At 68.2% G+C, this 12,041-nt stretch carries 14 protein-coding genes and 2 tRNA genes; 11 read left to right on the plus strand and 5 right to left on the minus strand.

Going from position 1 to position 12,041, the window contains the following annotated elements; translation table 11 throughout:
* The first annotated feature begins 46 nt into the window (after window positions 1-46).
* The 9 genes from E3D03_RS06775 to E3D03_RS06815 all read left to right on the plus strand — a co-directional run bounded on the left by E3D03_RS06775 (window position 47) and on the right by E3D03_RS06815 (window position 5,818).
* A complete protein-coding gene (locus tag E3D03_RS06775) occupies window positions 47-1,165 on the plus strand; it encodes an anhydro-N-acetylmuramic acid kinase (protein WP_263566333.1) in 1,119 nt (372 codons plus the stop codon).
* 136 nt (window positions 1,166-1,301) lie between these two features.
* Window positions 1,302-2,081 (plus strand): PRC-barrel domain-containing protein, encoded by a 780-nt coding sequence (locus tag E3D03_RS06780; protein ID WP_263566334.1) that lies wholly within the window; start codon window positions 1,302-1,304, stop codon window positions 2,079-2,081.
* Window positions 2,082-2,224: 143 nt separating this feature from the next.
* Window positions 2,225-2,301 (plus strand) — tRNA-Asp (locus tag E3D03_RS06785).
* Between the two features lie 27 nt (window positions 2,302-2,328).
* Window positions 2,329-2,405: transfer RNA gene (locus tag E3D03_RS06790), tRNA-Asp, on the plus strand.
* A 181-nt stretch (window positions 2,406-2,586) separates the two neighbouring features.
* The gene (locus E3D03_RS06795; RefSeq protein WP_062563736.1) at window positions 2,587-3,048 is read left to right on the plus strand and encodes an SspB family protein; all 462 of its coding nucleotides are present in this window, start codon (window positions 2,587-2,589) and stop codon (window positions 3,046-3,048) included.
* A gap of 93 nt (window positions 3,049-3,141) precedes the next feature.
* Window positions 3,142-4,539, plus strand: coding sequence for a class II fumarate hydratase (gene fumC / locus E3D03_RS06800; protein ID WP_263566335.1), 1,398 nt, complete (start codon window positions 3,142-3,144; stop codon window positions 4,537-4,539).
* On the plus strand, window positions 4,539-4,775 hold the full coding sequence (locus E3D03_RS06805; RefSeq protein ID WP_263566336.1) for a DUF4169 family protein: 237 nt from the start codon (window positions 4,539-4,541) through the stop codon (window positions 4,773-4,775). Before fumC ends, E3D03_RS06805 begins: the two co-directional genes overlap by 1 nt.
* Entirely contained in the window at window positions 4,768-5,007 is a 240-nt protein-coding gene (locus E3D03_RS06810; RefSeq protein WP_018000237.1) for a ribbon-helix-helix domain-containing protein, read from the plus strand. Before E3D03_RS06805 ends, E3D03_RS06810 begins: the two co-directional genes overlap by 8 nt.
* A 67-nt stretch (window positions 5,008-5,074) precedes the next feature.
* Window positions 5,075-5,818, plus strand: a complete 744-nt coding sequence (locus E3D03_RS06815; RefSeq protein ID WP_062563739.1) for a YebC/PmpR family DNA-binding transcriptional regulator — start codon at window positions 5,075-5,077, stop codon at window positions 5,816-5,818.
* A 34-nt stretch (window positions 5,819-5,852) separates the two neighbouring features.
* Here E3D03_RS06815 and E3D03_RS06820 read toward each other — a convergent pair whose 3' ends face one another.
* A complete protein-coding gene (locus E3D03_RS06820; protein WP_263566337.1) occupies window positions 5,853-6,704 on the minus strand; it encodes a LysR family transcriptional regulator ArgP in 852 nt (283 codons plus the stop codon).
* Between the two features lie 82 nt (window positions 6,705-6,786).
* Here E3D03_RS06820 and E3D03_RS06825 point away from each other — a divergent pair, with 82 nt between their 5' ends.
* Both E3D03_RS06825 and E3D03_RS06830 read left to right on the plus strand, forming a co-directional pair.
* Window positions 6,787-7,383, plus strand: a complete 597-nt coding sequence (locus tag E3D03_RS06825; RefSeq protein WP_263566338.1) for a LysE/ArgO family amino acid transporter — start codon at window positions 6,787-6,789, stop codon at window positions 7,381-7,383.
* Window positions 7,384-7,421: 38 nt separating this feature from the next.
* Complete coding sequence (locus tag E3D03_RS06830) at window positions 7,422-8,330, plus strand: DMT family transporter (protein ID WP_263566339.1); 909 nt, start codon at window positions 7,422-7,424, stop codon at window positions 8,328-8,330.
* Here the strand turns inward: E3D03_RS06830 and E3D03_RS06835 are convergent.
* The 4 genes from E3D03_RS06835 to choX form a co-directional block, all read right to left on the minus strand.
* The gene (locus E3D03_RS06835) at window positions 8,327-8,533 is read right to left on the minus strand and encodes a DUF1127 domain-containing protein (RefSeq protein ID WP_263566340.1); all 207 of its coding nucleotides are present in this window, start codon (window positions 8,531-8,533) and stop codon (window positions 8,327-8,329) included. The genes E3D03_RS06830 and E3D03_RS06835 overlap by 4 nt on opposite strands.
* 330 nt (window positions 8,534-8,863) lie before the next feature.
* Complete coding sequence (choV, locus tag E3D03_RS06840) at window positions 8,864-9,919, minus strand: choline ABC transporter ATP-binding protein (protein WP_263566341.1); 1,056 nt, start codon at window positions 9,917-9,919, stop codon at window positions 8,864-8,866.
* The gene (gene choW, locus E3D03_RS06845; RefSeq protein WP_263566342.1) at window positions 9,912-10,763 is read right to left on the minus strand and encodes a choline ABC transporter permease subunit; all 852 of its coding nucleotides are present in this window, start codon (window positions 10,761-10,763) and stop codon (window positions 9,912-9,914) included. The genes choV and choW overlap by 8 nt, the downstream gene beginning before the upstream one ends.
* A gap of 220 nt (window positions 10,764-10,983) precedes the next feature.
* Window positions 10,984-11,937: a choline ABC transporter substrate-binding protein gene (gene choX / locus E3D03_RS06850; RefSeq protein WP_263566343.1), complete on the minus strand. Its 954-nt coding sequence runs from the start codon at window positions 11,935-11,937 to the stop codon at window positions 10,984-10,986.
* Window positions 11,938-12,041: the final 104 nt, after the last annotated feature.

The following is a 12,041-nucleotide window of genomic DNA, read 5'->3' on the forward strand; positions in this document are numbered from 1 at the left end:
CTTTCGAATGGCGCGGATATACCGTTGGGGCGAAAAAAGGGAAAGCATGATGATCCGGGCGCTGGGGATGATGTCGGGCACCTCGCTGGACGGGGTCGATGCGGCGATGATCGAGACCGACGGCATCCGCATCGCCGGCTTCGGCCGCAGCGCCTATCGCCCCTATTCCGGCAATGAATCCGGGCTGCTGCATGCCGCGCTGGGGCAATGGCCGGGCGGGCCGGACGTGGCCGAGGCGGCGGCGCTTTCCGTTGCCGCCCATGCCGCGCTGGCCGAGGGCTTCCCCGAGGCGGAACTCGTCGGTTATCACGGTCAGACGCTGGCGCATGATCCGGGCACGAAAACGCAAAGGGGGCGGGGCACGCATCAGGCCGGCGATGGCGCGGCGCTGGCGCGCTTGCTGGGGCGGCGCGTGGTCTGGGATTTCCGCTCCGAGGACGTGCGGCAGGGCGGCGAGGGCGCGCCGCTCGCGCCCTTCTTCCACTGGGCCTGCGCGGAATGGGCCATGGGCCAAGGGCTCTTGCCGCGCGCGCCGGTCGCGTTCCTGAACCTGGGTGGGGTAGGCAACCTGACCTTTGTCGACCCCGAGGCGCCGGCCCCCGAGGCGCCGGGCGCCTGCATCGCCTTCGACACCGGCCCGGCCAATGCGCCGCTGAACGACCTGATGCGCGCGCGGCGCGGCCAGGCGCGGGACGAGGGCGGGCGGCTTGCCGCGCAAGGCGTGCCGGACGAGGGTGTGATCGCGGCCTTCCTGCGCCATCCGCATTTCGCCCGGCCGCTGCCAAAATCGCTGGACCGCGACGCTTTTGCCGGAACGCTGGACGTGGCGCATCTGGGCGATGCGGATGCCGCGGCCACCCTGACCCATGCCGCGGCGGCGGCGGTCGCGGCGGGGCTTTCGGCTCTGGAGCGGTTGCCCGGACGCGTGCTGGTCTGCGGCGGCGGCCGGCTGAACGGGGCGATGATGGCGGCGCTGGCGGCGCGCCTGCCGGTGCCGGTGGCGCCGGTCGAGACGGCGGGGCTGGACGGCGACATGCTGGAGGCGCAGGCCTTCGGCTGGCTCGCGGTGCGGGTGCTGCGCGGGCTGCCGACCTCGGGGTCCGGCACCACGGCGGCGCCGGCGCCGGTCTGCGGCGGCCGCATCAGCCCGCCCGGCCGGCGCTGAGGCTCCGCGCGGCGGGTTTCTGCCAACCGGCGCTTTTCACGCCATTTCCGGGAACGAAGCGGGAAAGGCCGCGTTGGGTCGCCATGGGACGGCTTCGCCCGTCCGTGACAAAAGACAACCGGAAAGGACAGCGTCCATGAAACCTCTTGTCATTGCCGCGACGACCCTGGCGCTGGCGGGTGCCGCCTTCGCGCAAGATGCGACCACCACCATGCCGGCCGATTCGGCCGAGCAGGCGCAGGGCGCCGCCAATACTGCCGAGCAGGCCGCCGACCAGGCCGCGACCGCTGCGGACCAGGCGGCCGACCAGGCCGGCGCCACAGCCGAGAAGGCCGCCGACGATGCCGCGACTGCGGCCGATACCGCAGCCGATGCGGCCGCAACCGCCGCTGACGATGCCGCGAATGCCACGGCCGGAATGGGCGAAAACGCCGCGGAGGACGCGGCCGATGCTGCCGATGACGCGGCGGCCTCTGCCGACAATGCGGCCGAGGATGCCGCCGATGCCGCCCAGGACGCGGCCGAGGCCGCCCCGGTCACGCCGCCCGATGTGAACGCCCCCGCGATTTCGGAGGCCGAGCCGGGCGTGCTGTCGAGCTGGGTAACCAGCCGCCGGATCTGGACCACCAACCAGCCCTCCTCGACCGAATGGGTGGCGCCGACCATCGAGGAACGCCCCGCCGAGTGGCAGGACATCGCCAAGGTCAATGACATCGTCATGGACGATTCGGGCCAGGTGGTGGGCTATATCGCCGATATCGGCGGCTTCCTGGGCATCGGCGCCAAGAAGGTGCTCTTGGGCGAAGATGCGATCCATCTGATCACCGTCGGCAACGACACCTTCTTCGCCACCAATTACACCAAGGCCGAACTCGAGGCGCTGCCCGATTTCGACGAAAAGACCGTGCGGAAATAAGGCCTGCGCGCCTTGCCGAATGATACTCGGGGCGCCTTTCGGGGCGCCCCGTCGTTTTTTCGGTGGAAACGGCCTTGACGCCATCCGCCCCCATGCGTAAACCCCCTCGCACCCCGGACGGCGATCCGGGGGAGATGGTCTGCGCGGTTGTAGCTCAGTTGGTTAGAGTACCGGCCTGTCACGCCGGGGGTCGCGGGTTCGAGCCCCGTCAACCGCGCCACCATTTCCGAACGTCGCCACGAAAAGCGCGGTTGTAGCTCAGTTGGTTAGAGTACCGGCCTGTCACGCCGGGGGTCGCGGGTTCGAGCCCCGTCAACCGCGCCATTTTCGACTTTCCCTTTCAGTCTCATGGACTTGACCGCGGCGCCGTTGGCGCGGGCGGCTTTGAGTATTTGGAAACGGTGAAGGCGCTTGCGTCGGGGCAGTCGGCGGCGGCCGGGGGTTTTCAGGGGCTTTTCAAGCCGGCCCAATTCCCTATGCTGGCGGCCAGAGATACGGAGGGCCCATGGCACGCGGAATCGATTACGGCGGCATGATGCACCGGGCCATGGTGCGGCTGATCGCCGATGTCCTGGCCCAGGTCGCGGCCGAGGGCCTGCCGGGCGAGCATCATTTCTTCATCACCTTCGACACCCGCGACCCGGATGTGGAAATGGCGGACTGGCTGCGGGCGCGCTATCCCGAGGAAATGACCATCGTCATCCAGCACTGGTTCGAGAATCTGGAGATTTCCCAGGACGGGTTCCGCATCACGCTGAACTTCGGCGATTCTCCCGAGCCGCTGTATATCCCCTTTGACGCACTGCGCACCTTCGTCGATCCGGCGGTGGAATTCGGATTGCGATTCGAAAACCACGAAGAGGACGACGAAGCCGCGGAGGAGGATGAGGACGAGGCCGAGGCGCCGGCGCCCGACACGCCTCCGGGCGGTGCCGAGGTGGTCAGCCTGGACAAGTGGCGCAAATAAGCCGCTGTTAGCGCATGGCATACGACGGCATACAGATTGCGAATCCTCGCCATCTTGCCTAGAACCCCTCGCGACACCGTGAGGGAGCATGCGATGACCAAGACCACCCGCACCGAGACCGACAGCTTCGGTCCGCTGGAAGTCCCCGGCGACAAGTATTGGGGCGCGCAGACCCAGCGCTCGATCCAGAACTTTCCCATCGGCTGGGAGCGTCAGCCGGTCGCCATCGTGCGCGCGCTCGGCGTGATCAAGCAGGCCGCGGCGCAGGTGAACATGGCGACGGGCAACCTGGACCCCAAGCTGGGCGCGGCGATGGTGCAGGCGGCCGGGGAAGTCGTGGCCGGCAAGTTCGACGACAACTTCCCGCTGGTGGTCTGGCAGACCGGCTCGGGCACGCAGTCGAACATGAACGCGAACGAGGTGATCTCGAACCGCGCCATCGAGATCCTGGGCGGCGAGCTGGGCTCGAAGAAGCCCGTGCACCCGAACGACCATGTGAACATGGGCCAGTCCTCGAACGACACCTTCCCGACTGCGATGCATGTGGCGATTGCCATGCAGGCGCATGACGTGCTGATCCCCGGGCTGGAAAAGCTGCACAAGGCGCTGGCGGCGAAATCCGAGGAATTCAAGGATATCATCAAGATCGGCCGCACCCATACCCAGGACGCGACGCCGCTGACGCTGGGCCAGGAATTCGGCGGTTACGCGCATCAGGTCGCCAAGGGCATCGAGCGCGTCAAGTTGGCGCTGGGCGACATCTACGAGCTGGCGCAGGGCGGCACCGCGGTCGGCACCGGGCTGAACACCAAGAAGGGCTGGGACACGGCCATCGCTGCCGAGATCGCCAAGATCACCGGCCTGCCCTTCGTCACCGCACCGAACAAGTTCGAGGCGCTGGCCGCGCATGATGCGATGGTGTTCTTCTCGGGCGCGCTGAAGACGGTGGCGGGCTCGCTGTTCAAGATCGCCAACGACATGCGGCTGCTGGGTTCGGGCCCGCGCTCGGGCTTGGGCGAGCTGATCCTGCCCGAGAACGAGCCGGGATCCTCGATCATGCCGGGCAAGGTCAACCCGACCCAGGCCGAGGCGCTGACCATGGTGTGCGCCCATGTCATGGGCAACGACGCCGCCATCGGCTTTGCCGGATCGCAGGGCCATTTCGAACTGAACGTCTACAACCCGATGATGTCCTACAATGTGCTGCAATCCATGCAGCTTCTGGGCGACGCGGCGGGGTCCTTCACCGACAATATGGTCGTGGGAACGCAGGCGAACATTCCGCGCATCGACAAGCTGATGAAGGAATCGCTGATGTTGGTGACGGCGCTGGCGCCCACCATCGGCTATGACAACGCCACCAAGGTCGCCAAGACCGCGCACAAGAACGGCACCACGCTGCGCGAGGAGGCCATCGCCCTGGGCCTGGTCGACGGCGAGACCTTCGACCGCGTGGTCCGTCCCGAGCAGATGGTCGGCCCCGAGGATTGATGGTGGCCGGCCCCGACACCGGATCAGGCAAGGGCAAGGTCGTGAACCTGCGGGTGGCGCGCAAGAGCGCCGCCCGTGACGCCGCCCGTCGCCAGGGCGACGAGAATGCGGCGAAATTCGGCCGCAGCAAGGCGGCGAAGCAGGCCGAGGCGGCCGACCTGGCCCGCGCCGCCCGGCATCTGGACCAGCATCACCTGGACCAGAATCGGTGCGACGAAGGGGACGCGGATGCCTGACCTGCCCGAGATGACGCCGCCGATCAAGCGCTCGGTCACCATCGGCGGGCATCGCACCTCGGTCAGCCTCGAGGATGCGTTCTGGCGCGAATTGCGCGGGCTGGCGCGCGAGCGCGGCGAGACCGCGGCCGGGCTGATCGCCGCCATCGACCGCAAGCGGCCGCCGGGGGTGGGGCTGGCCACCGCGCTGCGGCTTTATGTGCTGTCCGAGATCGGCCGCCATCAGGGCTAGGCTTGCGATTTCGGCCCGCGCCGCATAAAAGCGCCGGCGATATTCCGTATGAAAACTGGGAAAGACCATGGCAGGCCATAGCAAATGGGCCAATATCCAGCATCGCAAGGGCAAGCAGGACAAGCTGCGCTCGAAGCTGTTTTCGAAACTGGCCAAAGAGATCACCGTCGCCGCGAAGATGGGCGATCCCGACCCCGAGAAGAACCCGCGCCTGCGCCTGGCGGTGAAGGAGGCGAAATCGAACTCGATGCCCAAGGACGTGATCGACCGCGCGATCAAGAAGTCGATGGGCGGCGATGCCGAGAACTATGACGAGATCCGTTACGAGGGCTATGGCCCGAACGGCATCGCCATCATGGTCGAGGCGATGACCGACAACCGCAACCGCACCGCCTCGAACGTGCGCAGCTATTTCACCAAATACGGCGGCGACCTGGGGCAGAGCGGCTCGGTCAGCTTCATGTTCGACCGCAAGGGCGAGATCATGTATCCGGCCAGCGCCGGCGATGCCGACACGGTGATGATGGCGGCGATCGAAGCCGGGGCCGAGGATGTCGAGAGCGACGAGGACGGCCACTGGATCTATACCGCCGACACCGACCTGGCGGAGGTCTCGAATGCGCTGGAGGCCGCGCTTGGCGAGTCGGAATCGGCCAAGCTGATCTGGAAGCCGCAGGCTCCGACCGAGATCGACCTGGAGACCGCGCAAAGGCTGATGAAGCTGATCGACGCGCTGGAAGACGACGACGACGTGCAGAACGTCACCGGCAATTTCGACATTCCCGAGGACGTCGCGGCGCAACTGGAGTGACGCCTCCGGCGGGGGTATTTGAAGAGCAAAGAAATCAGGGTCGCAGGTCTGCTGCGGCCCTTTTCATTGCGGCGGTCAGTGGCGCCAGCGCCGGCGCCATGGCGCGCTGGACGTGCCAGTAGAGCGGCACGTCCAGCGGCAGGCCGGGGACGAGTTCCCGCAGCCCGGCGCCGGCCATGCTCTCGGGCACCATGCCCCAGCCGAGGCCCAGGTCCACCGCCCGCGCGAAGGCCTCCGAGGCCGGGATGCGGTGGCCGGTCAGATGCAGGCGCCGGCCGGTGGCCTGTTCGGCCCAGCGGGATTGAGCGGCGTCCTTCTGGTTGAAGATCACCGCCGGTGCGCGTTTCAGCGCGGATTCGGTGACGCCGTCCGGGAAGTGGCGGGCGATGAAGCCGGGTGTGGCCAGCGCGAGATAGCGCATATGGCCCAGCGGATGCACGTCGCAGCCCGGCACCGGCTGCGGGTCCGAGCAGATCGCCCCCGAGACCTGGCCCTGGCGCAGCCAGTCGCGGGCATGGTCCTGGTCGTCGACTTCCAGTTCGTAGAGCAGCGGCAGCGCCGTCAGCGCCGGCAGGAACCAGGTCGCCAGGCTGTCGGCATTCACCGCCAGCCGCAGCCGGGCCGGGCCGGCGCCGGGGCGCCGCGCGCCGTCGAGCGTGGCTTCCAGCAGCCGCACCTGTTCCAGATGCTGCATCAGCCGCAACCCGGTCTCGGTGCCGGTGGCCGGCGGGCCGCGGTGGATCAGCACCTGGCCCAGCCGTTCCTCGAGCCCCTTGATGCGCTGCGAGATCGCCGAGGGCGTGACGCCAAGCGCCGCGGCGGCGGCGTCGAAGCTGCCGCGGCGGATGATCTCGGCCAGCGCGGCCAGGGCGGCATAGTCGAGCATCAGGCAGCCTTAATCCAGGTAACGATTTTGAATTTGCCTGAACTGCCCGGGCCGGGCAAGACGCGGTTGAAAGGAGATCGCCATGCATGCCTATCTGGCCGGGCTCGGCACCACGCTGTCGCTGATCGTCACCATCGGGGCGCAGAACGCCTTCGTGCTGCGGCAGGGGCTGATGCGGCGCCATGTGCTGGCGACCTGCCTGTTCTGCGCGGTATCGGACGCGATCCTGATCTCGGCCGGGGTGCTGGGGGCGGGGGCGCTGGCCGACCATGCGCCGGGGTTCCTGGTGGCGATGCGCTGGGGCGGCGCGGCCTTCCTGCTGGTCTATGGCGCGCGCGCCTTTCGCGCCGCCTGGCGCGGCGGCGCCAGCATGGGGGGCGGGCAGGGTGCCGCCGGCCTGGTGGCGACGCTGGGCGTATTGGCGGCGCTGACCTGGCTCAACCCGCATGTCTGGCTGGATACGGTGGTGCTGATCGGCTCGATCTCGGCCGGCTGGCCGGACAAGCCGGGCTTCACGCTGGGGGCGATCAGCGGCTCTGTGCTGTTCTTCTTTGGCTTGGGTTACGGGGCGCGGCTGCTGGCGCCGGTCTTTGCCCGGCCGGCGGCCTGGCGGGTGCTGGACGCGCTGGTCGGGCTGACCATGTGGGCCATCGCGCTGGGGCTGGTGCTGAAGGGCTGACCCTTGCGCCGGGCCTCGGGGCGGGGCATGGCTGGGGCATGAGCCATACCGCAACCCCCTCCTTGCGCAACGACCTGTCGGGTATCCTGTGGATGCTGACGGCGGGTCTGTGCTTCGTCGCCGTGAACGGCACGGTGCGCTGGCTGGGCCAGGCGCTGCCGGCGGCCGAGGGCGCCTTCATCCGCTTCGCCTTTGGCCTGCTGTTCCTGCTGCCGGCGCTGGGTCCGGCCCTGCGGCGCGGCTTTCCGGCGCGGATCTGGCGGCTGTTCGTGCTGCGCGGCGCGCTGCATATCGTCGCGGTGATCCTGTGGTTCCACGCCATGGCCCGCATCACCGTGGCCGAGGTCACGGCCATCGGCTTCCTCAATCCCATCGTCGTGACCCTGGGCGCGGCGGCTCTGATGGGCGAGCGGATCTCGTGGCGCCGGGCGCTGGCCATCGCGGTGGCGCTGGTCGGCGCGCTGATCGTGCTGCGCCCGGGGCTGCGGCAGCTCGAGGAGGGGCATCTGGCGCAGCTTGGCGCCGCCGTCACCTTCGGCGCCTCCTACCTGGTGGCCAAGCGGCTGTCCGAGCGGGTGCCGGCCTCGGTCGTGGTGGCGATGATGTCGCTGACGGTCTGCCTGGGGCTGGCGCCGATCGCGGCGCTGCATTGGGTGCCGCCAAGCGCGGTGCAATGCGCGGTGCTGGCCTGCACCGCCTTCTTCGCCACCGCCGGGCATTACGCCATGACCCGGGCCTTTGCCGCGGCGCCGCTGACCGTGACCCAGCCGGTGACGCTGCTGCAGCTGATCTGGGCCAGCCTGCTGGGCGCGCTGGTCTTTGCCGAGCCGGTCGATGTCTGGGTGCTGGTCGGCGGCGCCACGATGATCGCCGCGATCAGCTATATCACCTGGCGCGAGTCGCGGCGGGGCGGGATCACCCCGCAGCCGGGACAGGAAAGGGACTAGCGCCGGCGGCGATCGCCCGGCTCCAGCCCGATGTCGCGCAGCAGGTGGTCCGAGAGCGTGCTGACCGGCGGCGGCCGCCCTCGGCCGGGCCGCAGCGCCGCGCGCATCAAGGCCAGGGCCACGCGGCCGAGGCCATGGGTCTGGATCAGCTCGTCAAGCGGCACGCGCAGGTCGCACGTGGAACGCAGGTCGGAAAGGGTCATCCGGTCTTGCCGCCCGTTCGCACGGCGCGGCCCTCATGTCTTGCAGGGTTGGGAATCGCGGATGCGGCGCGCCACGCGGTTGCGCGCGGCGGTCAGGCATCGGCGATGTCGGGATGGGTCAGCCTGCGGCCGGACCCCGGGTTGCCGTCAATCGCGCCGGAACTGGCGTCGATTCACCCCGAAACGGGCGGCGTCGTGATCGGTCATGCCTCTGCCCTTTCCATGCTGGGGTTGCGGAACGCCTCTTGATAGGCACGCTTCCCGATTCGCGACAACCCGCCCCGCGGCAGGCGCGGGGCGGGCTATGGCAGAACGGCAACAATGGCGCTGTCAGTGCTCGACGGCGCCGCCGGCCTTGTGCTCGGTTGCGAGCCGCTTCAGGATGCCGGCCTGGGTGATGCGGCCGCCGCCTTGCAGGGGCAGGGCCTCGGCGCTGCTGGCGGCCAGGCTGCGCATGACCTCGCGCACCGGCGTCTCGCGGTCGATGGGCGTGCCGGGGGCCTCGCCGGGTTCGGCGATATCCTCGGCGGTCAGCACGGCGAGCGGATTCATATGGGCGACGAAATCCTCGACATAGGCATTGACCGGATTGGCGATGATCTCGCGCGCGGTGCCGATCTGCACGATGCGGCCGCCCTCCATCAGCGCAATGCGGTTGCCGATGCGGAACGCCTCGTCGAGGTCGTGGCTGACGAAGATGATGGTGCGGCGCAGGCGCTCTTGCAGCTCCAGCAATTCGTCCTGCAGCCGGTTGCGGATCAGCGGGTCCAGCGCCGAAAAGGGCTCGTCCATCAGGAGGATCGGCGCCTCGGTCGCGAAGGCGCGCGCCAGGCCCACGCGCTGCTGCATTCCGCCCGACAGGTCGCCCACCTTGCGGTCGGCCCATTCGGTCAGGTTCACCGTGGCCAGCTGCGCATCGACGCGACGCGCGCGTTCGGCCGCGGGCATGCCGGCCAGTTCCAGCCCCAGGCCGACGTTCTCGCGCACCGTGCGCCAGGGCAGCAGGCCGAATTGCTGGAAGACCATCGCGACGCGCTCGCGCCGCAGCCGCCGCAATTCGGCGCCGCCCGCATTGCTGACCGAGGCCATGCGGTCGCCGTCCCAGACCCGCACGTCGCCGCGGCAGACCGAGTTCAGCCCGTTCACCGCGCGCAGAAGCGTGGACTTGCCCGAGCCGGACAGGCCCATCAGCACCAGGATCTCGCCCTCCTTGACGGTCAGGCTGCAATTGTGCACGCCCAGGACCTGGCCGGTCTCGGTCTTGATCGGGCCGCGCTCCAGCCCCTGGTCCATCAGCGGCAGCGCGGCCTCGGGCCGGTCGCCGAAGACGATGTTCACATTGTCGAATTCGACGGCATTGCGTTCCGTCATGGCGCGTTCAGTCATGGTGTTTCCCCACCCGCAGCATCCGGTCCAGCATGATGGCGACGACGACGATGATCGAGCCGCTTTCGAAACCCAGCGCGGTGTTCACGCTGTTCAGCGCCCGAACCACCGGCACGCCCAGGCCCGAGGCCCCGACCAGCGCCGCGATGACGACCATCGACAGCGACAGCATGATGGTCTGGTTCAGCCCGGCCATGATCTGCGGCGCGGCACTGGGCAGTTCCACCTTCCACAGAAGCTGGCGCGGGGTGGCGCCGAAGGCGGTCCCGGCCTCGACCAGCGCCTGCGGGGTCGAGCTGATGCCGAGATAGGTCAGCCGGATCGGCGCCGGCAGCACGAAGATCACCGTGGCGATCAGGCCGGGCACCATGCCGATGCCGAAGAAGACGATGGCGGGGATCAGATAGACGAAGGTCGGCAGCGTCTGCATCAGGTCGAGCACGGGCCGCATCCAGGCATAAAGCCGGGGCCGGTGCGCCGCCGCGATGCCGATCGGCACCCCCAGCGCCATGCAGACCACGCAGGCCGAAAGCACCAGGGTCAGCGACTGCATCGTCTCGTCCCAATAGCCCTGGTTCAGGATGAAGAGCAGGCTGAGAGCCACCAGCAGGCAGGTCTTCCAGCTGCGTTGCAGGCCCCAGGTCAGCGCCACCGCCAGCAGGGTGAAGACCAGCGGGTGCGGAAAGTCGAGGATCTGCAGGATGCCGTTGATCAGCCCGTCGAGCAGCTTGGAAATGGCGTTGAAGATGAACGCGGCATGGGCGTTCAGCCAGTCGAATATGGCTTTGGCGGTCTTGCCGACAGGGATCTTGGTGTCGGTCAACAGAGCTGTGAGTTGGTCCATGCTTCCTTTGCTACCGTTCGGGGTCATCAAGACCCGGGGTTTGTGAGGCGTGGCGGAATGGTCGGTCCCGGCGGGGACGGTTCGTCATCTCGGCATCGGGCCGCGACGGTGGGACCGGATTACGGCCCGGCCCGGGCGGCGGATGGCGCAATCGCGACAGGATTCGGCACGATCGCGCCCTGCGGAAACGGCCGCCCGTGCCGGGCGGCCGTGCTTGACGTCAGTCGTTCAGCACCTTGTCCAGTGCGGCCTGCGCGTCGCCGCCATCGGCGGTGGTCACGCCCGCGATCCAGGGCTTCGCGGCATCGGGATTGGCTTTCAGCCATTTCAGCGCCGCATCGCCGGGCTGCTCGCCGTCGTTCAGGATCAGGCCCATGACTTCGCTTTCCATGGGCAGGGTGAATTCCAGGTTCTGCAGGAACTTTCCGACATTCGGGCATGTCTCGGCATAGCCCGCGCGGACGTTGGTGTCGACCCGTGCGCCGCCGAAGTCCGGCCCGAAGATCTCGTCGCCGCCGGAAAGATAGGTCATCTTGAACTGGGTGTTCATCGGATGCGGCTCCCAGCCCAGGAAGACCACCGGCTTGCCGGCGCCGTCCGCGCGGGCGACCTGCGCCAGCATGCCCTGCTCGCTGCTTTCGACCACTTCGAAGGTGCCCAGGTCGAACTTGTTCTCGGCCACCATCTCCAAGAGCAGGCGGTTGCCGTCATTGCCCGGCTCGATGCCGTAGATCTTGCCGTCAAGCTCGGCCTTGTGCGCGGCGATCTTGCTGTAATCGTCGATGCCCAGCTTGGCGCCGGCCTCGTTGGTCGCCAGCGTGTATTTCGCGCCGGTCAGGTTCGTGCGCAGCACGTCCACGGTGCCCGCGTCGCGATAGGGCTTCAGGTCGTTTTCCTGGCTGGGCATCCAGTTGCCCAGGAACACGTCCACATCGTCCTTGGCCATGGCGGTATAGGTCACCGGCAGCGACAGGATCTTGGTCTCGGTCGCGTAGCCCAAGGCCTGGAGCACGGTCGAGGCCAGCGCAGTCGTCGAACTGATGTCGGTCCAGCCGACATCCGAGAAGACGACCTCGCGGCACTCGGCCGGTTCCTCGGCCTGCGCGGCGCCGACCGGCCCGAGCAGGGTGGCCAGCCCGGCCGCGATCAGCGCTGCGGTGCGGCGTAATGTCATCTTGTTCTCCCTGGTTTGTTGACTCGTTACCTGATTAAGGCTTTTATTGATTGACGAGTCAATCAAAGATCTGCCAGATGCAGGTGAATGGGGCGGAATTTTCC

The organism is Paracoccus sp. DMF, from assembly GCF_004407025.1.
Taxonomy (GTDB): Bacteria; Pseudomonadota; Alphaproteobacteria; order Rhodobacterales; family Rhodobacteraceae; genus Paracoccus; species Paracoccus aminovorans_B.